Annotated in this window: 23 protein-coding genes and 1 tRNA gene; 11 read left to right on the top strand and 13 right to left on the bottom strand. The window is 55.0% G+C overall.

Annotated features, from left to right (window positions below; genetic code table 11):
• Positions 1–46: 46 nt before the first annotated feature.
• Positions 47–544, top strand: a complete 498-nt coding sequence (locus WJU16_RS04060; RefSeq protein WP_341837046.1) for a phosphoribosyltransferase family protein — start codon at positions 47–49, stop codon at positions 542–544.
• Between the two features lie 7 nt (positions 545–551).
• On the opposite strand, the gene WJU16_RS04055 is transcribed toward WJU16_RS04060, so the two are convergent.
• Together WJU16_RS04055 and WJU16_RS04050 are read right to left on the bottom strand one after the other, a co-directional pair.
• Positions 552–1,502, bottom strand: a complete 951-nt coding sequence (locus WJU16_RS04055; RefSeq protein WP_341837045.1) for a DUF2279 domain-containing protein — start codon at positions 1,500–1,502, stop codon at positions 552–554.
• The gene (locus tag WJU16_RS04050) at positions 1,502–3,223 is read right to left on the bottom strand and encodes a phospho-sugar mutase (RefSeq protein WP_341837044.1); all 1,722 of its coding nucleotides are present in this window, start codon (positions 3,221–3,223) and stop codon (positions 1,502–1,504) included. The genes WJU16_RS04055 and WJU16_RS04050 overlap by 1 nt, the downstream gene beginning before the upstream one ends.
• 95 nt (positions 3,224–3,318) lie before the next feature.
• Between WJU16_RS04050 and WJU16_RS04045 the strand changes: the two genes are divergently transcribed.
• The gene (locus WJU16_RS04045) at positions 3,319–3,975 is read left to right on the top strand and encodes a protein-L-isoaspartate(D-aspartate) O-methyltransferase (RefSeq protein ID WP_341837043.1); all 657 of its coding nucleotides are present in this window, start codon (positions 3,319–3,321) and stop codon (positions 3,973–3,975) included.
• Between the two features lie 74 nt (positions 3,976–4,049).
• On the opposite strand, the gene WJU16_RS04040 is transcribed toward WJU16_RS04045, so the two are convergent.
• The 3 genes from WJU16_RS04040 to WJU16_RS04030 form a co-directional block, all read right to left on the bottom strand.
• Entirely contained in the window at positions 4,050–6,629 is a 2,580-nt protein-coding gene (locus WJU16_RS04040) for a TonB-dependent receptor domain-containing protein (RefSeq protein WP_341837042.1), read from the bottom strand.
• Between the two features lie 479 nt (positions 6,630–7,108).
• Positions 7,109–7,702, bottom strand: coding sequence for a hypothetical protein (locus WJU16_RS04035; RefSeq protein WP_341837041.1), 594 nt, complete (start codon positions 7,700–7,702; stop codon positions 7,109–7,111).
• Between the two features lie 72 nt (positions 7,703–7,774).
• A tRNA-His gene (locus tag WJU16_RS04030) sits at positions 7,775–7,848 on the bottom strand.
• Positions 7,849–8,166: 318 nt separating this feature from the next.
• Between WJU16_RS04030 and WJU16_RS04025 the strand changes: the two genes are divergently transcribed.
• A complete protein-coding gene (locus WJU16_RS04025) occupies positions 8,167–9,375 on the top strand; it encodes a hypothetical protein (RefSeq protein ID WP_341837040.1) in 1,209 nt (402 codons plus the stop codon).
• A gap of 201 nt (positions 9,376–9,576) precedes the next feature.
• Here the strand turns inward: WJU16_RS04025 and WJU16_RS04020 are convergent, their stop codons facing one another.
• The gene (locus tag WJU16_RS04020) at positions 9,577–12,009 is read right to left on the bottom strand and encodes an MG2 domain-containing protein (protein WP_341837039.1); all 2,433 of its coding nucleotides are present in this window, start codon (positions 12,007–12,009) and stop codon (positions 9,577–9,579) included.
• A gap of 134 nt (positions 12,010–12,143) precedes the next feature.
• On the opposite strand from WJU16_RS04020, the gene WJU16_RS04015 reads away from it, so the two are divergent.
• Positions 12,144–13,388, top strand: a complete 1,245-nt coding sequence (locus tag WJU16_RS04015) for an NAD(P)/FAD-dependent oxidoreductase (protein WP_341837038.1) — start codon at positions 12,144–12,146, stop codon at positions 13,386–13,388.
• Here the strand turns inward: WJU16_RS04015 and WJU16_RS04010 are convergent.
• A complete protein-coding gene (locus WJU16_RS04010; RefSeq protein WP_341837037.1) occupies positions 13,385–15,355 on the bottom strand; it encodes an STN and carboxypeptidase regulatory-like domain-containing protein in 1,971 nt (656 codons plus the stop codon). The two genes, WJU16_RS04015 and WJU16_RS04010, sit on opposite strands and share 4 nt — an antisense overlap.
• A gap of 105 nt (positions 15,356–15,460) precedes the next feature.
• The gene (locus WJU16_RS04005; protein WP_341837036.1) at positions 15,461–16,054 is read right to left on the bottom strand and encodes a hypothetical protein; all 594 of its coding nucleotides are present in this window, start codon (positions 16,052–16,054) and stop codon (positions 15,461–15,463) included.
• Between the two features lie 172 nt (positions 16,055–16,226).
• Between WJU16_RS04005 and WJU16_RS04000 the strand changes: the two genes are divergently transcribed.
• Positions 16,227–16,433 carry a hypothetical protein gene (locus WJU16_RS04000; RefSeq protein ID WP_341837035.1) on the top strand — a complete coding sequence of 69 codons (207 nt, stop codon included), beginning with the start codon at positions 16,227–16,229 and terminating at the stop codon, positions 16,431–16,433.
• A gap of 148 nt (positions 16,434–16,581) precedes the next feature.
• On the opposite strand, the gene WJU16_RS03995 is transcribed toward WJU16_RS04000, so the two are convergent.
• Both WJU16_RS03995 and folK read right to left on the bottom strand, forming a co-directional pair.
• Complete coding sequence (locus WJU16_RS03995; protein WP_341837034.1) at positions 16,582–17,205, bottom strand: deoxynucleoside kinase; 624 nt, start codon at positions 17,203–17,205, stop codon at positions 16,582–16,584.
• A 4-nt stretch (positions 17,206–17,209) separates the two neighbouring features.
• Entirely contained in the window at positions 17,210–17,704 is a 495-nt protein-coding gene (folK, locus tag WJU16_RS03990; protein WP_341837033.1) for a 2-amino-4-hydroxy-6-hydroxymethyldihydropteridine diphosphokinase, read from the bottom strand.
• 80 nt (positions 17,705–17,784) lie between these two features.
• On the opposite strand from folK, the gene sppA reads away from it, so the two are divergent.
• From sppA to WJU16_RS03975, 3 genes are all read left to right on the top strand, one after another.
• Entirely contained in the window at positions 17,785–19,536 is a 1,752-nt protein-coding gene (sppA, locus tag WJU16_RS03985; RefSeq protein WP_341837032.1) for a signal peptide peptidase SppA, read from the top strand.
• Between the two features lie 75 nt (positions 19,537–19,611).
• Complete coding sequence (locus WJU16_RS03980) at positions 19,612–20,169, top strand: hypothetical protein (RefSeq protein ID WP_341837031.1); 558 nt, start codon at positions 19,612–19,614, stop codon at positions 20,167–20,169.
• A complete protein-coding gene (locus WJU16_RS03975; RefSeq protein ID WP_341837030.1) occupies positions 20,166–20,393 on the top strand; it encodes a hypothetical protein in 228 nt (75 codons plus the stop codon). The genes WJU16_RS03980 and WJU16_RS03975 overlap by 4 nt, the downstream gene beginning before the upstream one ends.
• A gap of 176 nt (positions 20,394–20,569) precedes the next feature.
• On the opposite strand, the gene WJU16_RS03970 is transcribed toward WJU16_RS03975, so the two are convergent.
• Positions 20,570–20,911 (bottom strand): hypothetical protein, encoded by a 342-nt coding sequence (locus WJU16_RS03970; RefSeq protein ID WP_341837029.1) that lies wholly within the window; start codon positions 20,909–20,911, stop codon positions 20,570–20,572.
• Positions 20,912–21,166: 255 nt separating this feature from the next.
• Here WJU16_RS03970 and WJU16_RS03965 point away from each other — a divergent pair, with 255 nt between their 5' ends.
• From WJU16_RS03965 to WJU16_RS03955, 3 genes are all read left to right on the top strand, one after another.
• A complete protein-coding gene (locus WJU16_RS03965) occupies positions 21,167–22,243 on the top strand; it encodes an ABC transporter permease (RefSeq protein ID WP_341837028.1) in 1,077 nt (358 codons plus the stop codon).
• A 29-nt stretch (positions 22,244–22,272) separates the two neighbouring features.
• Positions 22,273–22,818: an SRPBCC family protein gene (locus WJU16_RS03960; RefSeq protein WP_341837027.1), complete on the top strand. Its 546-nt coding sequence runs from the start codon at positions 22,273–22,275 to the stop codon at positions 22,816–22,818.
• Between the two features lie 79 nt (positions 22,819–22,897).
• Complete coding sequence (locus WJU16_RS03955) at positions 22,898–23,392, top strand: DUF2911 domain-containing protein (RefSeq protein ID WP_341837026.1); 495 nt, start codon at positions 22,898–22,900, stop codon at positions 23,390–23,392.
• 56 nt (positions 23,393–23,448) lie between these two features.
• On the opposite strand, the gene WJU16_RS03950 is transcribed toward WJU16_RS03955, so the two are convergent.
• Both WJU16_RS03950 and WJU16_RS03945 read right to left on the bottom strand, forming a co-directional pair.
• Positions 23,449–24,282 (bottom strand): aminotransferase class III-fold pyridoxal phosphate-dependent enzyme, encoded by an 834-nt coding sequence (locus WJU16_RS03950; RefSeq protein ID WP_341837025.1) that lies wholly within the window; start codon positions 24,280–24,282, stop codon positions 23,449–23,451.
• On the bottom strand, positions 24,279–24,734 hold the full coding sequence (locus tag WJU16_RS03945) for an aminotransferase class III-fold pyridoxal phosphate-dependent enzyme (protein ID WP_341837024.1): 456 nt from the start codon (positions 24,732–24,734) through the stop codon (positions 24,279–24,281). Before WJU16_RS03945 ends, WJU16_RS03950 begins: the two co-directional genes overlap by 4 nt.
• Positions 24,735–24,858: the final 124 nt, after the last annotated feature.

Genomic DNA, 24,858 nt, shown 5'->3' with positions numbered 1-24,858 from the left:
TTGTTGTCGCAATTTATGTATTTTTACGGCTGAACAATTTTTTAGTATGGAAAATCGGAACGTCATCCTCACCGGGGAAGTAATTGAAAAGAAGATCGAACGGATCGCGTATGAAATTTACGAGCACAATTACGACGAGCCCTCCATCATCCTCGCGGGCATCTGGGACCGCGGCTCGCTCATCACCCGCAAGATCGCCGCGCACCTCCAGCGGATCGCGCCCTTTACCGTCGAAGTCATGGAAATCAAGCTGGACAAGCAATCCCCGGGCGAAGTAACACTTTCCGCCAGCTCCGATTTCAATAACAAAGTTATCGTGGTGATCGATGATGTCGCCAATTCCGGCCGCACGATGCTCTATGCCATCAAACCTTTCCTCGCTTATCTCCCAAAGAAAATCCTCACCGCCGTACTGGTCGACCGCCAGCATAAGTCTTTCCCCTTATCCGTTGATTTTGTCGGATACAGCCTGGCCACAACGCCGCAGAACATGGTAATGGTGGATGTGGAAGGAGAGGAGATCTCCTCTGCTTACCTGGTGTAGTTTTTCCTTAAAAAAGAAAGGCATGCGCCCGTAACCTGCCCGCACTGTTGATTTCCAGCGCGGGAGCGGGGATCTTAATCATATTCAGCGCCTGCAACAACACTTTGATACCCCTACGCCGTGTAGGGATGCGCGTAAGATCGATGTCGGGCGAGAGGTAAAACTGCCGTACCCGCCGGATATGACGGTAATCTGTGTGGAGCCCTTCCCGGGTGTCCCACACATTTACAAAAGCATCAAACACCCCGTCTACTCCATATCCGAACGAAATGTTCAGCCATTTGGGCAGGTTTTTTTGGGGAAAGAAAGATGACAGGTTAAGGGATGCCCAATACGTTTGCCCGTTGTAATCTTTTAGTACCCTTTCCAGCGCATTCACCCCGTAAATCTCATCGGCCCGCTTCCGCAACACGGGGTCCGGATAACGCACCGGCGACCAGGAGAATTTCAATTGAATGCGCTGTTCGTCCCACAGCAGTTCCTGCGCCACCATCGCCGTGGCGCCAATGGTATTGGCCGCCATGTCGGACCAGGAGAACCCCCAGTTCGCCGATCCCCCGTCCAGCACTTCGATCACCGACTGGTATGCGAGCCCGCTGAGCCCCCCGTACCAGATTTGCTTTTTGCGCGGCAGTCCCGTCCATCGCCACAATTCGCGGCTGTATTTGGACAGGAAATAAGTGGTGAAAACATGGCCGGCTTTGTCCATCTGGAGCCATTCGCCGGCGTCATTGTAGAAATGGAAGCGCCGCCGCGGAAATCCTTTGTACCAGTACTCGTTGAGCACAAGCATGGATCCCGTAGATACAGCAACGGTACCCGCGCTGAGGGCTACCATCCGGGCCGGAACGGTCGTGTCGGGCCGTTCGAAGAATCCCGTGCGGCTGGCCTCCTGGGCGGATACCGGGCTGTACAATAATGTTAAGGTCAGGTGTATCGATACGACCTGTAGGCGCATTACAATTGCATGTCGTGAATAATGTTGGTGACCTTCGCGTCGAGGGCCTGTTCCACTCTTTCCACATCCGCCACGCTGTCGAGCGATTCATGCACGCTGAAGTAGAACTTGATCTTGGGCTCCGTGCCGGAAGGCCGCGCGGAAATACGGCTGCCGTCTTCCAGCAGGAATTGCAGCACGTTGGATTTCGGCAGATCGAGCTGTTGTTTTTCTCCGGTAGCCAGCGTGGTTACAAACTGTTGCTCGTAATCGAAAATCTTCACCACTTTGGAGCCGTTGATCACGGTGGGGGGATTCTCGCGGTAACGGGTCATCATCTCCGCGATCTCTTCCGCGCCTTTCATGCCCTTTTTCGTGATGGAAATGAGCGATTCTTTATAAAATCCGTAACGGAGGTAAATATCGATGAGCTGTTCGTAGAGGGAACGGCCTTCGTTTTTCGCATATGCCGCCATCTCGCAGATCATGGCCACGGAAGCGATGGCGTCTTTGTCGCGCACGTTATCGCCGATCATGTAACCATAGGATTCCTCTCCGCCGCACACGAAATGCTCGGTATCTTCCTTCCTGCGGATGAGGTCGGCGATCCATTTGAAACCGGTGAGGGTATTGTAGCAGGTGATCTGGTTGCTGGCCGCGAATACGTCTATGAGGTCAGATGTAACGATGGTTTTGCAGATGTAATCATTGGGTTTGGATAATCCCTTCCGTTTGCGCGCTTCCACGATGTAATTGAAGAGCAGCACGGCGGTTTGGTTGCCGTTGAGCAGGATCCATTTGCCGGTATGGTCTTTCACGGCGATGCCCACGCGGTCGGAGTCGGGATCGGTGCCGAGGACGATGTCGGCGTCGAGTTCAGCGGCTTTTTTCAGGCCGATGCTCATGGCTTCCGCCTCTTCGGGATTGGGATAAACCACGGTCGGGAAGTTTCCGTCAGGTTTGGCCTGTTCTTCCACTACATGCACATTGGTGAAACCAAAGCGTTGCAGGATTTCAGGGACCAGGGTGATGCCGGTGCCGTGGATGGGAGTATAAACGATCTTCAGCGCGTGTTGTTTGGCAACTACTTCGGGATATACGCTGAGGCTTTTGAGCATGGCGAGGTAGGCTTCGTCCATTTCCTTGCCGATGAGCGTGATATTTTGTCCCCAGCCGGTCCATTTCACTTCGCCGATGCCCTGGATCTTTTCCACTTCGGCGATCACGTTTTTATCGTGGGGCGGTACCAGTTGAGCGCCGTCGTTCCAGTAAGCTTTGTAGCCGTTGTATTCCCGCGGGTTGTGGGAAGCGGTGATCACCACGCCGCCCTGGCAGCCCAGGTGGCGGATGGCAAACGAAAGCTCGGGCGTGGGGCGCAGGCTTTCGAACAGGTATACTTTGATCCCGTTGGCCGCCATCACGTTGGCCGTTACTTCCGCGAAGAAGCGGCTGTTGTTGCGGCTGTCGTGCGCGATGGCCACTTTCACGCCGTCGGGAAAGGATTTGTTGAGATAATTGGCGAATCCCTGGGTGGCGGTGCCAACGGTATATTTGTTCATACGGTTGGTGCCCACGCCCATCACACCGCGGAGGCCGCCGGTGCCGAATTCGAGGTTGCGGTAAAATGCGTCGGTAATCTCGTCCGGGTTTTCCTTGATGAGTTTTTCTACGGTAGATACGGTTTCAGCATCATAGCCTCCGTGAAGCCATTGCTCTGCCTTGCCAAGAATGTTTGCGTCCATTGTGAATTAACTTTTGAGGGCTTTATAACTAAAAACGGACTGTAAAATAAGGAGAAAAAGGGAATTACCGGGGTAATGGTTATTTTTGCAGTAATATGAGGCGGTACGAAGACAACTACAAACAAAAAGGACTACGCAGACAATTGGTTGACAACATCAGAAAGAAAGGGATTACGGACGAAAACGTACTGGCAGCCATCAACAACATCCCCCGGCATTATTTCCTGGATACCGCGTTCGAAGGAATCGCGTATGAAGACAGGGCATTCCCGATCGGGGAGGGGCAAACGATTTCGCAGCCCTACACGGTGGCTTACCAGTCGCAGCTACTGGAAGTGAAACCCTTTGAGAAGATCCTGGAGATCGGCACCGGAAGCGCCTACCAGGCTTGTGTGCTCGGAGAACTGAAAGCGCATGTCTACACCATCGAACGGCAAAAAAAACTGTTCGACCTGGTCAAGTTATTTCCCTTTAAAAACAAGTATCCGACCCTCCGGTTCTTTTACGGAGACGGCTACGAGGGGCTGCCTACCTATGCACCGTTCGACAAAGTGCTCGTAACGGCGGCGGCACCCCAGATCCCCGAAAAACTGCTCAAACAGCTCAAAATCGGCGGTAAAATGGTCATCCCCGTCGGTGGCGGCGATGTGCAGCGTATGCTCCGCATCACCAAAGTGGCCGAGGACCAATTCGAAGAAGAAATTTTCGATAATTTCTCCTTCGTTCCCATGCTCGCCGGTAAAAACAGCTAGCAGGAAAGGTATTACAAAAAAGGCCGGCAGTACGTACTGCCGGCCTTTTTTTATGTTTTCGCTTTCACAAAGGGTTAAAATCCACCCTGCCCGCCTTCCATCTGCATGCCATCGGCGCTGGAACGGTTGTTGCGGCGCTTGAAAATCTGCGCGTCCATCTTGCCGAAACGGTAGGAGAAGTTCAGCTTTAAAATGCGGGATTCGCGTTTGCGCAGCATGTACTGGGAAAAGAACATCGACTCCTGGTCGATCTCAAACTGCCGTGTGTTGAACACATCGCTCAGCGCCAGCGTTACCGAAGCGGCTTTGTTCTTCAGGAAATCCTTTTTCAGCGCAAGGTCCACGGAGCTCAGGCCTTTGATCGTGCCTTGCGCCGAGGATGGTGGCATGCCCATGGGGCCTCCGCCGCCACGACCGCCGCCGCCGCTACCCTGCGGTATCGTAATAGCGGGCGCCTGGTAATTGGCCGTTACCTGCAGCGTGAAGTTATACGGCAACTTCGTTTCTGAATTCACCTTCGCCAGCCAGCTGAAACCACGGTTGTTGTAGGATTCCTTGTCATTGCGCACCTGCAGCTCCGTTTGATAGAGGTTGACGTTGGTGGTGATGTCCCAGCCCTTGATGATCTGGTTCTTCATCGTCAGCTCCGCACCGTAGCTGAAGTTTTTGTTGGCGTTCACGAAGGTGGTCAGCAGCGTATCGTTGCCCGCCGAAATGGGGGTGTTGAGGGTGCTGATGAGGTTGTTGGTATTGCGGTAGTACAGCGAACCGAGGAAGTTGTGGTTCTTCCATTGTTTCATATAGCTGAACTCCAGCGAGTTGGTGTATTCGGGGGTGAGATTGGGGTTGCCTTCGCGGTGGTTCAGCGGATCGCTGAAGTCGCGGTAAGGCACCAGCTGGAAGAAGTTCGGCCGGTTCACCCGGCGCGAGTAATTCAGCTGCAGCTCCTGTTCCTTTGGCAACTTGTAGGATAAATACGCGCTGGGGAAAAGGCCGGGCACGGCTTTCGTAGGCTCGAAAATTTTGTTCTCGCTCGGGATGGCGCCGGAATAAACATACTGCTCCGCGCGCAGGCCCACCTGGTAACCGAAGTTCTTAATGGCGTTGGAATAGTTCACATACGCGGCGTAGATCTGTTCTTTATACGCATAGTCGTTGGACATGGCATCGGAATACTGGCCGCCTTCATATACATCATAAATGCTTTCATAATTCCGGAACGATCCCTTCACACCCGTTTCAAACTTGCCGGTTTTGCCAACCGGGTCCACATAATCGGCCTGGAAGGAATAGAAGTTGGTATTGCCCTTCCCGTTGTTCGATTGTATATAAGCGTCGCCCGCCGGTTCGCCCGCGAGGTTCTGCGGGAAAGTGGTAAACCCGCCGTTGCGGTTGTTGTTGCTGAGGTTCATGGACACGTCGGCCGTCAGTTCCTTGTTGGGTTCGGAAAAGAGGTGCTTGTAACCGAGCGTGGTGGTGTAGTTGTTGAAGCCGAATTTGCTGTCGGTGATGCGGTGGTTGCGGCTGGTAAGGCCCTTGTTCTCGTCAAAATACCGGCTGCCCAGTTCGTCATGGTTTTTGAAAGAACCGCCTACGATGTTCTGCGACAGCGAAAGGGTGTTGCGGTTATCCATGAAATAATCCACCCCGATACGGCCGAACTGGAATTTGCCGCCGCCATAGCTGTCGCTCAGCTGATTGATAAAGCTTTTCGGTGTGTTGCCGGTAGCGAAGTTCTCCCGGTCGGTAACGCCTTCGCCCCAGTTGCGGTTCATGTTGAGATTATAGTTGGCGGACACATTCCATTTGCCCTGGCGGGCGGAAATGTTGCCGCCCAGGTTATATTTGTCGTTGGTGCCGATACCGCCCTGGATCTGCCCGTTGAAGCCGGCTTTCTTGTTCTTTTTCAGCACGATGTTGATGATGCCGCTCATGCCTTCGGCGTCGTACCGGGCGGAGGGGTTGGTGATCAGTTCCACGCTCTCAATGGCGTCTGCGGGAATCTGGTCGAGGGTGAGCGTGCTGGGCTTGCCGTCCACGAAGATGTTGGGGGAGGAATTGCGTACCTGTACGTTCCCGTCGATATCGATGTTGACGGAAGGCACGCTTTTGAGCACGTCGGTGGCGGTGCCGCCCACGGAAGTAAGGTTCCGGTCGACGTTAAACACTTTTTTATCGATCGCCATCTGGAAGGCGGAGCGTTGGCCGGTGACTTCCACTTCGCTGAGGGCCTTTACATTAGGCTCCAGGCGGATGTTGCCGAGGTCTTGCGCCATGGCTTGCGGGGATACGGTCACTTTTTTGAATAAAGTGGTGTAACCCATGAAGTTAATGCGGATGAGGTAGGGGCCGAAGGGGAGGTTCTCCAGGGAGAAGTCGCCATTGCCTTTGGAGAGCATGCCGGTTACCACGGAGGAGTCGCGCTGGCGCAGGAGCGCCACGGAAGCATATTCAACGGGTTGTTTCGTTTTGGCGTCGACCAGTTTGCCGTAGATGTGCCCGATGGCGGGGGCTTGTCCGCCGGGGCCGCCGGGGCCGCCGGGGCGTTGCGGTGCGCCTGCGCCGGAAGGGCGTTGGCCGGCGGGAGGCGCCTGGGCAATGGATTGAAGCTGGAGGAGGAACAGTCCTGCGAGGAGGACGTACAATTTTCTCATTTGATGCATAATTATCGTCGTATCTGACTGGAAATTAGACGCTGTTTTTTGCCGGGACATGCACGGGACGTGTAAAGTTTACACGACTTAAGGAGCAACGGTTATTAAGCTGGTGAAATGGTCGGCAGGAAGGATGGGATGACGGAACCGAAAACGGTTTCCGGAGTACTGCCTTTAGTACGGTTTCAGTACGGTATCCCTACTGAGCCTGTACTGATGACTAGTTCTGATATAGCGATACCCATTTTTAGCTTTTCAGGGGCGGTACAGGGTTTATTCTGTTGGGTAGCAAACTTCATGCAATCTACCTGCAATCTACCTGTAATCTACCTGCAATCTACCTGTTATATACCTTGATCTACTTTGGATTGATCCCATGTCCTGTTTTCGGGACGCTTTTTTGCCGGTGATGGCCAATTTTCGTACTAGCTGCCGGCGTGTACGAAGGCATGAAAGGCAAGTCTTCGGGTCGGGAATTATTACCTGGCGCACCAGGCGATCCAGAGCTGGAAGAGGCCGATGATGAGGCCGATACCTGCGCCTGCGAGGCTCATGGCGGTGAGGGCGCCGCCCATTTTCTCACGGAGGGCCGCTTCCACTTTTTCGCTGGCGATACCGGCGATTTTGGCGGATACGAGCGCTGCGGGATTGAGGTCGGCTTCCGCTTTATCGAGGAACTGGCCGATAAGCTTCGGGAAAAGGAGGTCGAGCTCGGCGGCGAGGGTAGTTTTGATCTGGATAATGGTGCTGTCGCCGATGAACATGGCGATCATGGGCATGGATTGCGGCAGCTTGTTGCGGAGGAAATGGTCGAGGTGTTCTTCCACCACCGGCTTGAGCGCCGAAATTTTCTCAGGATCGGTGAGTTTGGTGCGGATATCGTCGAAGGAAAAGAACTGCGCCACCGCTTTGCCGATGGCATCCGCGATCTGGGGCTGGCGTTTCGGGAACGCGCCCTGTAGCGTGAAGAGGCCCAGGCGCAAAGGCTTCACCGGGTGAAACAGCAGCCAAAGGGCCGCACGGTTGACGAACCAGCCGGTAAATGCAGTCAGCAACGGAATAAGATACAGCATAACCATTTCCTTTTTGATCCAGTAGTAACTAAATAAAAAATGGTCTCCATATTCCAGGAGACCATTTTTTCGGGTGGATGAGGGGTCTCGAACCCCCGACCCTCAGAACCACAATCTGATGCTCTAACCAACTGAGCTACAACCACCGTGTTTGTTTGTTTTGCGGAGTGCAAAGGTAATAATTTTCCCTTCTAACTTCCAAACATTCCGACAAAAATCTTTAACAAATTTTGTTTTTCATCATCCAAACCTAACCGCTTGATCCCGATGCGGATAACATATAACGGATAAACATGTCCTTCCCAACAACGGTTATGCACAGGATTTCCACAAAAAATGGCGTATCTTTGCCTTTCGCAAATCACCCGAAAACTTACTAGCCCAGCATGCGAAGTGCTGGGCTTTTTGTTTTTACTAGTGAAGGATTTACTATATATATGACTGAAACACAACTTAATATGCATATGGATCAGCTAAAATTGAAATTGCAGGAGTATTATCAAAATTACCGGAAGCTGGACAAACAGCCGAAAGCGGAAACGGTTTCCAAAGGCGCCGGAACCGTACACGATCTGGAGAGCGACATCCTCACCCAGTTCGGCCTGCCCGTGTCGAAAAGATTCGTACAGATTCTGCATGATTTTGTGAACCACACCAACGTCAACGAACAGTTACTGGATTACGTCAGCAGAAAACTGCGCACCGCCGCCAGAAAATATTTGCTTTCACCCGTCATGAGCGACATTGATCAGCTTAACCAGGCGATGGAACAAAAACGGAGCCCGTATGACGTGCTCCCGGAACTGGGCTACCCCACCCACGATTATGCCGTTTTCCTCATCGGGGAACTGCTCTACCGCCGCAACATGCCTGCCCAGGATATCCTCGACGAACTTCAGCGCGTACAGCAGCACAACAGCTGGGAAGACCTCCTCGTGTTGTCTAAAATCAGCAGCTACAGCACTCATGAGCTTTATGCCAAACTGAAGAGATACAATCTCCGGTTCGTGGACGACTTCATCCAGCACAGCCACCGCCAGGAAACCACCCGCCCCGCCGCGCGCAAACGCCTGTCGCCCGCGGAAGAAGGGTACAAGCCCAATTACAAAACGATTTCCAAAGTGCAGGTGGAAGACATCGTGTTCGACGATAAAACCACACCCAGCCTCTTCGGAAAACAAAAGTCCGGCAGCCGGTACACCCGGATCACCATCGGCCTCGAATTCTCCGAGCTTAACCAGCTCCTCATGGCCAGCGGTGATCTCGGCGTGCAAATCAGCAACGCCATCAAAAAACGCCTCACCCATCCCGCCAGCGCCAAACCCCTCGTGATCGACATCAAAGCCGAATTCGGGGAACCGCTGAAACTGGATAACGTATACCTCGAGGTATATAAACCCCAGCACCAGGAGAACGGGAAGTGGACCGAAGACAAGGACCCGTTCTACTTCGTGGACAAAATCCTGTCGAAAAAGGAATTCGAAAAGAAAGCCAAGGAAGCCGAGGTGAAAACCAAAATCCAGGAATGCCTGGAACTCATCGGCGGCTCCTATGTATATTACCAGCGCCTCCGCCGCCTCGGTATCACCGAAGACGAAGCCAAGCTCCGCGCCGGGCTGCAGGATGAGCTGCTGTACAAACTGAGCTACTATCTCAACAAACTGAAAGATTAACCTGATTTTTCATAATGCGATCCTTTCTGCGTGAACAGAGAAAAGCCTCCCGTCCCGGGAGGCTTTTTTATTTCCGCCACCACCATTATCATTCCCGCCATCGGCAGCCCGCCGCACCGTAACCCGGCATATCTTTCCCGCGCCCCATAAAAAAAGCCCCCGCCGTAGCAGGGGCTCATGATTACATTGTCGAACCGGATATTAGAAATATTTCTCCACCCTGCCCACGCGGCCGTATTGGTCCATGGACTCCACCACCACGCGGAAGTTCTTCGTCTGGTCGTTGTTATAGAAAATCATCCGGGTCGTGTGGCTGATGGTGTCCACCACCAGGTTGGGGCTCCAGAACAGCGTCAGTCGCTTGTCGGGCAGCTCGTGCTGGGCCTTCTTCACGGAGTAGTCCGGGCTGTAGAATTCCTTGATGATGCGGTACCCGCCTTTCTTCAGCAATTCCAGCGATTTCGCGTTGGGATCCGGGCGGGTATCGCCGCCTTTGCGCGTCCATACGGCGATTGCGCCGTTGGCGCCACCGAAGCCGCCCATGAACGGGGGGCGGAATACCTTGATCAGCGCAACGTCGGCCATGGGAATGTTGGCGATCTGCTGGATGTCGGTTGGCATCTGGTCGAGGAACACGCCGGGAGCGCCGCCGCGCCAGCTTAAAGACGGGTTATTGATATCTCCGGTAATCTGCAAACCCGGCACGCGGGCCTGGAGGTATTGGAAAACGTTGAATTGCGTGGGCACTTCGTTGGTGAGGTCGAAGGTATAACCGTTGTCGCTGCTGAACATACCGCTGGCGTATTTGCTGGCCGTGGTTTGTTCGGCCGTTGGTTTGCGGGCGTTTACATCCACGGTTTTCAGCTGGATGGTGCGGTTGGTGATCATGCGGTTGACGCTGTTGCCTTCCATCACCGTTGCCAGGTAATTTTTCAGGATGCGGTTATCCATCGGCGGCGGGGGCAGCAGGGGGATGGGGGTTTTTACCGCAGCGTACACGTCGAAGAAGTGACGGTCGAATTCCACGACCACTTCCCGGTTTCCTTTATCCCGCTGCCCCGAAACATACAGCCAGGCCGTATCTCCGAAGATGAGGTTGTTCAGCGAGAAGGTGCCGCCGGGTTTTACTTCGGCGAACATGAAACTTTGCGTACTGTCGCGCGGGATCTTGATGAGGAAGTTCACATTTCCTGCCTGCAATGGCTGGCGCGCGGGCGTCATGGCCTTGCCGGTGATGGTCACGCCCTGTTCGTATGGGTATTTGATCGCAGGGTATTTATCCTGCAAAATTTCCTGCCAGCTGAACCGGCGCCAGCCGTTGGTCATCATCACGAGATCGAGGGCCTGGGCGGTTTGCGCGCTGGTATCGCGGAAATAATAATACGGATTGTGCACATACCCCCGGAGGTCGGATGTGAGGAAAGTATGGCTGACGATGTTGTTGGCGTTGGGATCGAAGGCCACCTGGTCGGCGTCCGTGATGGATGCGGAGATGCGGCCCCGCATAGAGTCGGGTACCTGCAACACCAGTTCTGTGCGCTGGCGGGGGCCTTTATTCAGCTCCTGCGGGTCGAGGAAGAATTCCAACGAGTCGGTAACCCCTTTGACATATACGATGCGCTCGCTGAGCGGGGTGCCTTTCTGGTCAAATACCGTTAGCTGCATAATGCCCGACGGCAGGTTTTGGGCGGGGATGAGTCCGCTTACCTTTCCTTCCCCGACATTCAGATCGGCTTTGTAAATCACCTGGTTGTGCATTTGCGCGATCAGCAGCATTTCGTTCTGCGAGGCGTCCAGCTCGTTGAAACCGGTGAGATAGAAGATGCGCGACCCGCGGTTATAGACTTTCAGGGCGATGCCGGAAGGTTTGACGGCGGGGAGGTTGAAGGATTTCTCCGTGCCGCCTGCATTGGTGATGACGGCTTTATAGGATTCCCCGGGCTCGGGCTTCAGCTCAAAACTACCCATCCCGTCGTGCAGGGTTTCGATGAGGGCCACCTGCTTGCCCTTGCTGTCGCGTACCGCGCCGGCTACTTTGATGGGGTACCCGTTTTCATCGATCGCCTTGAACGCCACGGCGCTGCTCACGTTGGTGATCAGGTCGCCGCCTTCGGGGAAGAACTGCACGGAATATTCCTTAGGCGCCGCCACATCGCCGGCTTTCCCGGTTTTGGGGTCGAACACCTGGATATTCTTGAAGAACATGAAAGTAGTGTCGAAGTTCAGCATCCAGGCCGTGTAGGCGCGGAGCTGGTACAGCCCTGGTTTTGTGCTTTCGGGCAATGTGAATTCCCCGGCCGCGCCGCCGTCGTAAATGAGCAGCAGCTCCTTCTGGACGATGGCGCCTTTCGCGTCCCGGAGCTCCGCATAAAGGTTGCGGGCGCCGATGGCGGGGAGGTTGTTCAGGGTCACATACCCCGAAAACCAGATGGTTTCGCCGGCGGCGTAATAATCCTTATCCAGGTGCAGGTATACTTTCTCCTGTGGATAGTTATTGGTGAATTTCTCTAAAGCCTGAATGATTCTGTCTGTCCAGTCGTCGGGTTTGGCAAAGCCCGAAGCGCCCCATAAGCAGAAGCCGAAAAGAGCGGCTACCAGCAGCTTGCGGAGCTTTTTCAGGGAAGTTTGTTGCATGGATTGCGGATCGTTTAATGTACCAAGATAAACAATTACGAATAATTAGTAGGAGGCCCGTCCGTTTTTTTAACATTTCGTTTTTGCGGGTTTATTGCGAAATTCGCCGGCGACAGACAGGTAATCAGATCATCATGGAACATTTTCAATCGGAAGAAGCGCACCTCGTGGTGGCGGGTGGCGGCGCCGCGGGTTTTTTCTGCGCCGTAAACGCCGCCAGGCTGCATCCGGGTAAAAAAATCGTGTTGCTGGAAAAAACGGGTAAGGTATTATCCAAAGTGAAAGTTTCCGGCGGTGGCCGCTGCAACGTTACCCATGCGCTCGACAGCGTTTCGGAACTGGTGAAGCGGTATCCGCGGGGCGGGAATTTCCTGAAGAAATCCTTTTCCCGCTTCTTCGTGCCCGACACTATCCGCTGGTTTTCGGAAAGGGGCGTAACGCTCAAAACGGAAGCCGACGGGAGGATGTTCCCCGATTCCGACGATTCCCAAACCATCATCGACTGCCTCCTCCGCGAAGCCGACCGCTACAATGTTCAAGTCCGCCGCCATGCCGAAGTGCTGGGTCTGGAACAAACCGGCGGCCGATGGCGGCTTGCTCTCGCAGGCGGTGCCTCCATCATGGCCCCGAATGTCTGCATCGCGGCGGGTGGCTATGCCTCCGCTGAAAAATTCGCTTACCTGACCGTGGCCGGCCACAGCATTGAATCCCCCGCGCCCTCGCTCTTTACATTCAACATGCCGGGCAATCCCGTAACGGGGCTCATGGGCGTTGCCGTGCCGGAAGCCGCCGTCCGCATCGCCGGAAGCAAACTGGCGGAAAAAGGCCCCCTGCTCATCACGCACTGGGGCATGAGCGGACCCGCCATCCTGCGGCTTTCCGCCTGGGGCGCCAGGTTGCTCCAGGAACAAGGCTATAAATTTACATTGATCGTCAACTGGTTACCTGATATGAACGAAAACGCCCTGCGCGACGCATGGACCGGCTGGCGGCAGGAGCTGGGGAAACAGATGGTAGGCACCCGCAACCCATTCGGATTGCCTTCCCGCCTGTGGCTTTTCCTGCTCTCGGAAGCGGGAATTGCGGAAAGCACCCGCTGGGCGGAGATCCCCGCCAAAGAACAGAACAAGCTCATCAAGCTGCTCACGGCGATGGAATTCCCGGTATCCGGGAAAACGACTTTTAAAGAAGAATTTGTAACCTGCGGCGGCATCCGCCTGTCGGAAATAGATCCGCTCACCATGCAGAGCCGCCTGGCGAAAGGACTTTACTTCGCGGGAGAAATCATGGATGTGGACGGGATCACGGGCGGATTCAATTTCCAGCACGCCTGGACCAGCGGCTGGATCGCCGCGCAGCTGGAAGGTTCCCGCGATTAGAAAAAGCTGATCCCCGCCTGCCAGCCCAGCCATCCCGACCGGCCATTATCCGAAGAGAATCCGGGGTACCCTTTCCAGGGCTTGTCGGTAAGGACGTTGTTATCGTCCGCGAAGGTGAACGACGGCCCCCCGAACACGGAAACGCCTTTCACCAGCATGAAACGCAGGGAAGGGGAGATGCGCCACGCCTGGGCCATTGATTTCCAGTTTTTATCGAACAGGTTGAGTTGCGATACGTCCGTATTCATCGATAATCTTCCCTTCAATCCCCACTCTCCCCCGAAACCCAGCCCGATATAATGCATTCCGTCCACCAGTCCGCCTGAAAGGATGGAATAAAACCCTTTCCGCCCGCTTTTGAACTGGATGTTGGCCGGGGCAAAATCGCTGGCGAACGCTTCAAGCCGGTAATACCCTTTCTTTTTCACGATCGTCACCAACCCAATGGCGATCCCGTCGGAACTATCAGCTACGTTGACCAGCCCGAACTGTATGCCGCGGTTGTAACCGGCGCTGTTGCCGAATCCCGAGAGCTGCAGGCCACGCATCGTGTCCCTGGCGTGGTTCCAGAACCCGGTGAGCTGCAGGCCGTGCCCGTTGCCCCGATGAAAATTCGCGAACCCTGAAATCTGCATCCCCGGCGCAATGCCGGATGGTTCCTGTTCGCGGGCCATTGTATTTTTGCCGCCGATGAACAGGGTGCCCGCCGCGTGGTTCACGAGCCCCGCGACCTGTACGCCTTGCATTTCGGAAGCGTAGTTGATCAATCCTGTAATCTGCGCGCCATGGGCGTTGCCGCGCACGCGGTTTACCAGCCCGCTTACCTGCATCCCCAGCAGGTGGCCGCCGCTGTGGTTGATAAGCCCGCTGATCTGCGCCCCGTCCACATCGCCCAGCGTCCTGTTATGCAAACCCGCGATCTGGATGCCTTTCACGGAGTCGATGGCGCGGTTGAAAATCCCTGAAACCTGCGCGCCTACCAGCTTGCCGTCGGCCACATTGCTGATGCCGCCGATCTGCACGCCTTCCACCATTTCCATATTCCGGTTAAAAATACCCGCCACCTGCACGCCGCGCACCGTGCCGCCTACCAGGTTGAAAATCCCCGCTACCTGGGCGTATTGCGCGTCTTTTTTATTGATATTGTAGCCCCCGGCGATCTCCACCCCGTCGAGCCCGGCGGAGTAACCGCCTACCAGGTTGAGGGAAAATTTATTGGTCACCTGCCCCGCCATTTTTCCATGCGAACCCAGCGACGGTACAATAGACGATTGCACCGGCTTTTCCGCAAAGAACTTCCCGATGTTGCGGGTTTGCCTGCGGAGGTTTTCGCTCAGCAGCTTGGTGCCCAGCCAGGTTTTGTCGACTTTGTCGGACACGGTGAATTCCCGCAGCTGTACCGGCATGGCCGGCGCGATGGCGATGGATATCTCACGGTCGTGTCCGGGGATGACGTACAGCGCCGTATCCACGTAAAACTCCTTGCTGACGGTGATTTCGACTGAAGGCAACTTGCCTTTGTCTTTCAGCCGTAGATGGAAATAACCGTCGGTATTAGTGAAGGCGGACATGAGATCGGTACGCTCGTAGATACTGGCGTTCACGATCATCTGGCCGTTGTATTTATCGCGGACGTATCCGCTGATGGTGTAATAGCGTTCGCGGTTGCCGTCGGCCGCGTTGAGAATGATGTGGCCGTCGACCACCGAATACCGGACACGGCCCTGGAAGAGCTGGTCGAGCACCTGGCGGATGGGTTTGCGGGACACGTTCATGTTTACGAGGCTGTCGCCGCGGAAAGGCCTTCCGGCGTAGGAAAAAGACAGGCCCGATTGCCGGGTGATTTGCGACAGTACGGAATCCACGGGCTGGTTGGCCGCGCGGACGGTAACGGATTGCTGGAGTTGGTGTTGCGCCATCAGGCCTGCCGGCCAGAGGAGCAGAAGGATCAGACAGTTACGAAGCAATGTGGAGCAGGGTTTAAACATGGCGGACGCCGGCTCCTTTAAGGGACCGGCGGGCCAAAATTAGAATAAACGTTCAATGGATGGGGTGGGAAATTGGACAGACGGTTAAAAAAGGCCTGCTTTTACGCCCAGGGAGAAGCCCGGTGCGCTGAGTTTATCGTTGGTGATATTCACGCCGCCCGCGCCGAATACCCGGCGGTAGGAGCCGCCTGCCACCACGCGGAGGTAGTGGGTAACATTCATTTCTACCTGTACGAACGGTTCGGCTACCACCACGGCGCTGGAGGCGTACACGAGGTCTCTGGTATGGTATGTTTTATCGCGTTCGGATACACTGCCACCGCCAACCAGGGCGCCGGCCGACCAATGGAACAGTTTATCGGTATTGTGGACGTATTCGGCCACGGCGCCGGTGTACCAGAAACCGATGTGGGGGCGGTCGGGTGTTTCGAGGCGGACGTTGTTGGCGAGGCTTTTGGCGCCGGCGCCGAGGAGCCATTTCTTGTTGAGGAACACGCCGCCGTAAGCGCCGGTGAACACGGCAAAGTCGCCGTTAACGGCTGAAATGGTGCCCAATGCGTGGCCGTAAGCCCCGAAGGTTTTGGGTTTACCGGTGCGGCCGGCGAGTGTCTGGATATCCTGGGCCTGTGTTTCGGCGATCATCGTCAACAGCGCGAATACTGTCAGTAGCTTTTTCATATTGTTCAATTTTTTGTTTGCTGTTATTATGACGGACAATTCGCCTTTCCCCCCATAAGCCTTCAAAAAAATAATTGAACAGAAATGAACGGTTGTTTCGCAGAATGAACAAAATGAACAGGATAAGTTCCTTTAAATTAAGGGTACCAATTGTTTTAAATCCTATAACATTATGGAAAACAAGTATTACGGCTGTGAGCCGCTTCAAATGGAAGAAATGCAGCACATCCAGGGCGGTTCCTATGTAGCCAATCTCCTGACGCTTGTAAAAGGCGCGTATTTCCTGACAAAGAACTTGACCCCCAGCGTTCCTGTAGCAGGGCCGCTGGTATTCGGTCTCCTGACGGCATTGACGGACCAGCTTGTGATGGACCTTTAGTCCTGGCCGGTTACAACAAAAAAGACAGGCAATCTGCGGACGCAGGTTGCCTGTTTAGCTTTATGATAACACTAACTATGGATTTTTCCAACCCGCCCTTCCGGGCAGGTGACGATAAAATAACAGCGACGGTGCGTGAATTGTTGCGTCAGAGATAATGTACCCCGGGCGCATATTCCTTGTCGAGTGCGGCGAGGAGCATTTGCAAATCGGCTGGTGTGCGGAGGAAGTCATACTTCGTGGTGTCGACCATGAGCGTGCGCATGGGATACTGCCGGATGAACTGGATATACATTTCCTGCACGCGTTCGAGGTAGCTGTCTTTAATCTGCTGCTCATACGGCCTGCCGCGCCTGCGGATATTGCTTTGGAGCTGTTCAACGGGCGCGTTGAGGAAGATGAGGAGATCGGGTTGGGGGAGCTGCGGGTTGATGATGTCGAACAACTTCTGGTACAGCGAGAACTCATCGGCCTCCAGGTTCATTTTGGCAAACATCAGGCTTTTGATAAACAGATAGTCGCTCACGGTGTGAGAAGTGAAGAGGTCGGGCCCGGCGTGCATCTCCTTGAGCTGCTTGTACCTTTCCGCCATGAAAAAAAGCTCCAGGGGGAAGGCATACTGCGCCGGGTCGGCGTAAAACTTCGGGAGGAAGGGGTTGTCGGCGAATTCCTCCAGTACCAGGCGCGCCCGGAACTGTTCGGCGAGCTGGTGCGCGAGGGTCGTTTTCCCCGAGCCGATATTCCCTTCTATGGTAATAAAACGGTACTGCATGGGTTTAGTGCGGAGCGGTGGCCAGCTTCACAGCCGGGAGGGTATCCGGGCAGGCGGCCAGCAATTGGGTAACGGTCAGCTGCAGGATGGGGTGCACCCTGTCGCCCGCGATCTCCGCCAGGGGCGCCAGCACAAATCGGCGGTTCTGAAGCTGGGGGTGCGGTACTTTCAGTTGTGGCAAAGTAATTACTTCATTGTTGAAGAAAATCATATCGATGTCGATCACCCGGGCGCCCCATTTCATCCGCCGCACCCGGCCGATTCTGCGCTCAATGTCGAGCATCAGGTGCAGCAGGGAAGGAGCGTCGAGCGCCGTTTGCAGCTCCAGGGCCTGGTTCAGGTAATCGGGCTGCGCAACGCCGCCCCAGGCAGCCGTCTCGTATAAGGCCGATTCGCGGACTACCGTACCGGCTTCCGCCTGCAACAGCCGTACCGCCTCCTGGAGGTTCGCGGAGCGGTCTCCCATGTTGCCACCTATCAGTAATATTGCAGTATTCATGAATTTGACGGCTCAAAAGTACCCATATTCCGTATTTTTGAGAAAATTAATATAGATTTCCGTCCAATAACCAGATACTCATGCGCAGTTTCCTCAAATTTTTCCTGGCGTCCTTTGTAGCCCTCTTCGTTTTCTCCATCCTCTCGTTCTTCTTCATGCTGATGATCTTTGCCCGGATGGGCGCGAGAGAAAAGGTGGTCGTAGGCGCCAACGCCGTGGTGGTACTCGACCTCAGCCAGAAATTCAACGAACTGCGGACCGACGATCCCTTCCGCGCCCTTTACGCCGGAGAAGCGGGCAGCGCACCCGGCCTCTTCGATGCCTCCCGCATCATCCGCCTGGCCGCGGAAGACACGGACGTAAAAGGTATTTACATCAAGGCAGACGGTAACGGCAACGGCTTCGCCGCCAGCGAAGAGCTTCGCCGCGCAGTATCTGATTTTCGCAAAAGCGGGAAGTTCGTATTCGCTTACGCGGAAACCCTCGGGCAAAACGCTTTCTACATCGCTTCCGCCGCCAGCAAAGTGTACGTGCACCCCAAAGGAATGGTCGATTTCACCGGCTACTCCATGACCATGATGTATCTGAAAGGCATGCTCGAAAAACTCGACATAGAGCCCCAGATTTTCTACAACGGCAAGTTCAAATCCGCGACTGAACCGCTCCGCGAATACAAAATGTCGGACGCCAACCGCATACAGACCACTTCTTTCCTCAACGAACTGTACGGCGACTTCCTCGTGAAAGTTGGAGAAGCCCGCAAAATCGATACGGCCTCCCTCCACCGCTACGCCAACGAAGCGCTGGTTTACGAGCCCTCCGACGCCGAGCGCCTCAAACTGATCGACGGCCTCCGGTATGATGACCAGATCATGGACGAAATCAAACGCAACTTGTCTATCGGTGGCGACGAATCCGTGAATTTCATCTCCCTCAACCGTTATGCAGTTGCCAATGGCGTGTACGACGGCTACAGCGGCAACGTAGCGTTGATCTACGCCGATGGCGAGATCCGCAGCGGGGCGGATGGGGAAAATATGATTGCCAGCGACGATTTTGTGAAAATGATCCGTGAAGCGCGGCAGGACAAAGACATCCGCGCCATCGTATTCCGCGTGAATTCCCCCGGCGGCAGCGCCCTGGCTTCGGAAAGCATCTGGCGCGAACTGACGCTGGCCCGCAAATCCAAACCGATGATCGTGTCTATGGGCGACTACGCGGCTTCGGGCGGGTATTACATTTCATGCATGGCCGACAGCATCTTCGCCGAACACAACACCCTCACCGGTTCCATCGGCGTGTTTACGGTGCTCCCCAATATGAAAGGCTTCTTCAACAATAAGCTCGGCATAACTTTCGACGGGGTGAAAACCGGCGAGTACGCGGATGCCGGATCCGTGGACCGTCCACTCACCGATAAAGAAAAATTACTCATACAACGAGGGGTGGACACCATTTACGCGACATTCAAAGCGCGTGTGGTGGAAGGCCGCAAGCTGGGGCCGGATGTGGTGGACAGCATTTCCCAGGGCCGTGTCTGGACGGGCCGCCAGGCATTGGAGCTCGGGCTGGTGGACCGCCTCGGCGGTGTCCAGGATGCGATCGACTGCGCGGCGCGCATGGCTAATATCCCCGAAGTCGAACTGACCACTTTCCCCCGCCCGCAAAACACGCTGGAAAAGCTCATGAAAAGCTTCGGCAAAGAAGTGAAGGCCAGCTTCGTGAAAGAGGAGCTGGGCGAAGATTACCGGATATTCGAGCAACTTAAAAAAGTGCGGAACATGCAGGGCGAAGCGCAGGCAAGGATGCCTTTCGAAATGTTGATCCAGTAACCCGGCAGGAAAAAAATAATGATATTGCGATGCCGCTCCGGAAAATGGGGCGGCATCTTCTTTAAAACAACCCTTATGAACCGTATGAAATTGTTCTTGCCAGCCATGTTGATTTTCGGATGGATGGCCTGCCAGTCTGCCGCCACGCAAAGCACCCAGGATGCAACGCTTAACGCTTCCCCTGCCGACAGCACGGTTGCGGATGCGCCGGCCGCCGCAGGCAGGGATACTTTTGCGAAATCGGAATACGGATTGCCGGACACGCTGACGATTGGATTACAGTTGTACCGCGTGGTGCCTTCCACGGAGGAGCTTTTTGCAAGCGCGCCGGAATTCAGGCCGGATACGGCCGAAGCGAGGAATATTGCTCGGCAGGCGGAGAAAGTGCGCCGGGAAGGTGGTAAGCTGATCTTCAAACTTGATAACGGAACGGAAAAGAGCCTGGGAAATACCACTTCTGACGGTGAGGATTTTGAAGAATGGGTGTACCAGGGATACTTGCCGCAACTGAAACGGTTTGTGGTTTGGAAGAACGGGTATGAATATTTTGATGTGCAGCTGCTGAACGAGCAAACGGGGGAACTGACCAGAACGATCGGCCTGCCGCAGGTTTCGCCGGACGGAAAAAAATGATCGCCTGCAATACGGACCTGATGGCGGCGTTCACAACGAACGGATTGGAATATTACACCAGCTCTCCGAAAGGGCTTGTGTTGGAATATGAATACCAGCCGGAGAAGTGGGGGCCTGACGTGATCAAATGGCTGGACAATATCGTGTTGGTGGGGAAATTCAATGTGTTGACGAAAGACATGGACCCGGTGGTGCAATATGTGCGGCTGGAGCCAGTCAGATAAAGGGACCGGTCCCCGGGGCGGGGAATCCATACCGTTGGGTGATTATACCCGGTAAGGAGTACCCCGGCCCCGGTGCGGGAAGGCATTGCCTTATGGCCGGACCGGCATCTGCCGGCGTGTAAAAATTGCAGCCTGAATCACCGGCATCAGTTGGCGGTTATATTTTGCGGAACGGATCAGCCTTCGCCGGCGTACACGGGGTCGCGCTCTTCGGGCGTGAGGCGGATCACGTTGTTGTGGTTTTCGTCGACAATCTTCTGGGCTTGCATGCGGAGGCGGCGCAGCCCGTCGGCCAGGGCTTCCATGGATTTTTCCGCTGATTCCGCTATTTCGTTGTGGTGGCGGATCACATTGCTTAGCCGCTTGATGTGCTCGTTGATGACGTTACAAATGATCTGCGATGCGCTGAAGGGATCAAAGTCCTGGAGGTTCTCCAGGATCTGGTCGTAGGTACTGCACATTTTTTCTACGGCCGGATTGGCTGATTCAGCGGCGGCCTGAACTTTCTTCTCTGCCATACAATATGATTTTAGGGCATTATTGGTTGATGGATACGTAAATACTCACATTTTCAATATGCCTGCAACTTAACAAAAGCTGCGCGCCCGGGCCTTTTCAAAATTGTTAACCGGGCGTTATTGGTGGGTTACAGCCCATCAGGCGGGCGTTACAGCCTGCTGATATATTTCAGGGGATAATTGACCGTTGTTTGCTAGTTTTGCCCCTTGTTAAAGAAAAATAGCATGGCGTCAGCATACAACCAGCGAAAGGCAATGTGGGCAATTACGAAAGCGAGTATCCGGGCGATGTTCCGGAGCCCCTCGGCAGTGGTGTTCAGCCTGGCTTTCCCGCTGGTCTTCATTTTGGTGTTCGGATTTATCGGTGGCAGAAGCGGAACCGTCAGGGTAGGGATCGATGCGCAATCGGATACGGCCTCCATCATTTACCGGCAACTTGCATCTACCCCCAAACTGCAACTCGTCACGAACGAAACGCAGGCCGAAATGGAAGACGACCTCCGCAAAGGCCGCCTCACCGCCATCGTTCGCATCCAGGGGAAAGACCTGCCGCAGAATCCCCCGCTGCGCTACAAAATATTCGTCAAATCCTCCACGGCCACGAACCCCGACGAAAAGGCCACACTCCTCGGCATCCTGAAAACAGGGATCAATGCGGCCGATGATGTTGCCTATCCCCGTCCTTCAGTGGCGGAAGTGAAGGAAGAAACCGTGCCCGGCCGCGAATACCGCCCGATCGATTTCATCCTTCCCGGACAGTTGGGCTTCTCGCTGCTGAGCGCCGCGGTGTTTGGTACGGCGTTCCTCTTCTTCAGCCTGCGGCAAACGCTGGTACTGAAGCGTTTCTTCGCCACACCCATCCATCGCATGTACATCATCCTGGGCGAGGCGCTGAGCCGTTTGCTGTTCCAGTCGTTCGGTTCCATTGTGATCATCGGGCTGGGGTATTTCGCTTTTGGCTTCACGTTGGTAAACGGTTTTGTGACCTTCCTCGAAATGCTGATCCTTTGCCTCTTCGGGCTTATCGTATTCATGGGCTTCGGATTTGTGGTGAGCGGCATCGCCAAAACGGAAAGCACCATTCCGCCCATGGCCAATATCGTTACCCTGCCGCAGTTTCTGCTGGCGGGAACTTTCTTTTCGGTGGATGTATTTCCTGCGTGGCTGCAGCCCATCTGCAAGATCATGCCGCTGACTTACCTCAACGATGCGCTGCGGAAAATCGCGTTCGAAGGGCTGCATCTCTGGAACCTCGGGCCGCAGTTACTTGTTCTAACGATATGGGGCGTTGTGGTATACGCGGTGGCCGTGAAGGTTTTCCGCTGGGAATAAATGTTTTACAACCGTAATCCTGACCTGATATGAGATTGATTAAATTTTTCTTTATTTCCGTGGGCATCCTGGGCGCGCTGATTTTCCTGCTGTCGCTGGCTTTCCCGTCGACCGCGCTCCTGGAGCGCTCCGGCGCCATCGAAGCACCGGCAGACAAGGTGTTCGGCTATCTTTCCGACCTCAAAACCTGGAAGGAATGGAACCCCTGGCACCCGGAATACAGCCTCAAACCAGGCGCGACCGTAAATTACGGTCCTGTTACCGCGGGCGAAGGCGCCATGTTCACCTGGCCGGTGGAGGGTAAACATGAGCCTGGCCGCGTAAAAATCACCGAAGTGGTGCCCGGCAAAAGCGTGACGTACATTATGACCCATCCGGATATGAAGCACATTACGGCGCATTTCGATCTCAAACCCACGGCCGACAGCCTGGGCACGGCCATCCTCTGGCGCTTCGAAGCGCACGTGGGCATGGCGCCCTGGTGGAAGCTGCGCGGTTTCATGATGGACAGGATGTTTGGCGCTACGATGGAAGACGGGCTCAACCATCTGAAAGCACTTGCGGAGAGGCCCTGAGATTATTTATGTTGAACGGTTTGGTTTTTGTGGGTTTTCCGGCGTAATTTTCATCTTCAACTCATCAAATCCTATTTTTATGAAAAGCATGTTAATGGGCCTCGCCCTTCTGTTCTCCGCCACGGCCGTGCTGGCGCAGGATCCTCCGAAAAGCCCGTTGGTTTCCGCTAAGGGAGACAATGTAGAGATTTCCTACAGCCAACCCTCCAAAAGGGACCGTGCGATCTTCGGCGCCCTGGTGCCTTACGACAAAGTATGGCGTGCCGGTGCGAACAAGTCAACCGATATTACCTTTAAGAAAGATGTGACGTTTGGCGGCAAGAAAGTGAAAGCAGGCACTTACGCCCTGTTCATCATTCCCTCGCAAAGCGATTTCACCGTAATCCTCAATGGTGTTGCCGGTCAGATGGGCTCTTCCGAGTACGAAAAGAACAAAGACAAGAACGTAGCCGAAGTAAAGGTTCCGCGCCAGAAAACGGCCTCCTCCGTTGAAAAACTGACGTATTCCTTCCCGAAAGGCGCGCTCCAGATGGAATGGGACGACACGAAGATTTCCGTTCCCATGAAGTTCTAGTTACAACACGTCAACACAGCAAACGCATGAAGGCCTCCGGAATCCCGGGGGCTTTTTTATGCCTGCCGGTGGCCGCAAGCCGTCAGCATGTCGAGGATACTGGTGTATATGACTGCCAGCTGTTCGTTTGTAATGCAATATGGGGGAAGGATGTAGAGCGTGTTGCCGAGGGGGCGCAGCATCACGCGCCTTTCCCGGAAAAAGGCATGCAGGAAATCGGCCAGGTCGTTGGTATAGCCGTCTGCCTCCCCGGTACTGATTTCGAAAGCCAGGATCGTTCCCGCCTGGCGGACGTTTCTCACTTCTTTCCTTGCCCGCAGCTCCTCCGCGAATTGCCGATGTTGCGCCGCGATCCTGCGGCGGTTTTCGGCGCAGGAAGGCTCCAGGAAAAGCTCCAGGCTGGCCAGCGCCACCGCGCAGGTGAGTGGGTTGGCGGTGAAAGAGTGGCCGTGGAAGAGCGTTTTCAGCTTGTCGGTGCTGAGAAAGGCTTCGTAGATCTCCGCCGTGCAGGTGGTGATGCCCATGGCCATCGTGCCGCCGGTCAAGCCCTTGGAAAGCGTGATCATATCCGGCGCGGTCGCGAGCTGGTCCATCGCGAAATTGGCGCCCGTGCGCCCGAAGCCCGTCATGATCTCGTCTGCGATCAGCAGGATGCTTTTGGAACGGCAATGCGCCAGCAGTGCGTCCAGCGAAGGGGCGTCGTACATGGCCATGCCGCCCGCGCCCTGAACCAGCGGTTCGAAAATGAAGGCGGCGGTGGATTCTCCCAGGGCGTCGATTTGCGCCAGGAGAGCGGGGAGGTTATCCGGGTTGGGCAAATCGAGAAATGTGACTTCAAAAAGGTAATCGTCGAACGCGCGGGTGAACACGCTGCGCCCGGAAACGCTCATGGCGCCGAACGTATCGCCGTGGTAGGCGTTGTGGAAGGCGAGGAGCCTCCGGCGGGGAGGCCTTTATTCTGCCAGTATTGGATCGTCATTTTCAACGCCACTTCCACGGCCGTGGAACCATTGTCGGAGTAGAAAACCCGGGCCTGGGAGCCGGGCAACACGGGCAACAGCCGCTCAGCCAGGGCAACGGCCGGTTCATGCGTATATCCCGCGAAAATGGAATGGTGCAAAACAGCCGCCTGCTCCGTCAGCCGCCGCGTGATATACGGATGGGCATGGCCATGGATGTTTACCCACCACGACGATGTGGCATCGATGTGCTCACGGCCCTGCTCGTCTGTCAGCACCGCGCCCGCTCCGCCAACGATCCCCACCGGGGCGGGAGCTGTCTGCATCTGGGTGTAAGGGTGCCATATCACAGCCAGGTCGCGCTCGCTTAACGTTTTTTGCATGCGGCAAATGTAAACCATCATCCCTACATCGAAAAAGCGCATTTCATATATGCATGTTTCTCTTGATTTGACTTCAGAGCCAACCAATTGCCTACCTTTGTGTTGTATTGGGATGGCATGGTTC

This window comes from Chitinophaga pollutisoli (genome assembly GCF_038396755.1).
GTDB lineage: Bacteria > Bacteroidota > Bacteroidia > Chitinophagales > Chitinophagaceae > Chitinophaga > Chitinophaga pollutisoli.
The sequence above is the reverse complement of the archived record's forward strand: the minus strand, read 5'-3'. Positions and strand labels throughout refer to the sequence as shown.

Coding starts and splice junctions, on each gene's coding strand:
- WJU16_RS03955 (WP_341837026.1), top strand. CDS start 22,898: ATGAAAAGCATGTTAATGGGCCTCGCCCTTCTGTTCTCCGCCACGGCC.
- WJU16_RS04020 (WP_341837039.1), bottom strand. CDS start 12,009: ATGCAACAAACTTCCCTGAAAAAGCTCCGCAAGCTGCTGGTAGCCGCT.
- WJU16_RS04000 (WP_341837035.1), top strand. CDS start 16,227: ATGGAAAACAAGTATTACGGCTGTGAGCCGCTTCAAATGGAAGAAATG.
- WJU16_RS04045 (WP_341837043.1), top strand. CDS start 3,319: ATGAGGCGGTACGAAGACAACTACAAACAAAAAGGACTACGCAGACAA.
- WJU16_RS03995 (WP_341837034.1), bottom strand. CDS start 17,205: ATGCAGTACCGTTTTATTACCATAGAAGGGAATATCGGCTCGGGGAAA.
- WJU16_RS04025 (WP_341837040.1), top strand. CDS start 8,167: ATGGATCAGCTAAAATTGAAATTGCAGGAGTATTATCAAAATTACCGG.
- WJU16_RS03975 (WP_341837030.1), top strand. CDS start 20,166: ATGATCGCCTGCAATACGGACCTGATGGCGGCGTTCACAACGAACGGA.
- WJU16_RS03965 (WP_341837028.1), top strand. CDS start 21,167: ATGTGGGCAATTACGAAAGCGAGTATCCGGGCGATGTTCCGGAGCCCC.
- WJU16_RS04050 (WP_341837044.1), bottom strand. CDS start 3,223: ATGGACGCAAACATTCTTGGCAAGGCAGAGCAATGGCTTCACGGAGGC.
- WJU16_RS03950 (WP_341837025.1), bottom strand. CDS start 24,282: ATGAGCGTTTCCGGGCGCAGCGTGTTCACCCGCGCGTTCGACGATTAC.
- WJU16_RS04040 (WP_341837042.1), bottom strand. CDS start 6,629: ATGAGAAAATTGTACGTCCTCCTCGCAGGACTGTTCCTCCTCCAGCTT.
- sppA (WP_341837032.1), top strand. CDS start 17,785: ATGCGCAGTTTCCTCAAATTTTTCCTGGCGTCCTTTGTAGCCCTCTTC.
- WJU16_RS04060 (WP_341837046.1), top strand. CDS start 47: ATGGAAAATCGGAACGTCATCCTCACCGGGGAAGTAATTGAAAAGAAG.
- folK (WP_341837033.1), bottom strand. CDS start 17,704: ATGAATACTGCAATATTACTGATAGGTGGCAACATGGGAGACCGCTCC.
- WJU16_RS03980 (WP_341837031.1), top strand. CDS start 19,612: ATGAACCGTATGAAATTGTTCTTGCCAGCCATGTTGATTTTCGGATGG.
- WJU16_RS03945 (WP_341837024.1), bottom strand. CDS start 24,734: ATGCAAAAAACGTTAAGCGAGCGCGACCTGGCTGTGATATGGCACCCT.
- WJU16_RS03960 (WP_341837027.1), top strand. CDS start 22,273: ATGAGATTGATTAAATTTTTCTTTATTTCCGTGGGCATCCTGGGCGCG.
- WJU16_RS04055 (WP_341837045.1), bottom strand. CDS start 1,502: ATGCGCCTACAGGTCGTATCGATACACCTGACCTTAACATTATTGTAC.
- WJU16_RS04015 (WP_341837038.1), top strand. CDS start 12,144: ATGGAACATTTTCAATCGGAAGAAGCGCACCTCGTGGTGGCGGGTGGC.
- WJU16_RS03970 (WP_341837029.1), bottom strand. CDS start 20,911: ATGGCAGAGAAGAAAGTTCAGGCCGCCGCTGAATCAGCCAATCCGGCC.
- WJU16_RS04005 (WP_341837036.1), bottom strand. CDS start 16,054: ATGAAAAAGCTACTGACAGTATTCGCGCTGTTGACGATGATCGCCGAA.
- WJU16_RS04035 (WP_341837041.1), bottom strand. CDS start 7,702: ATGCTGTATCTTATTCCGTTGCTGACTGCATTTACCGGCTGGTTCGTC.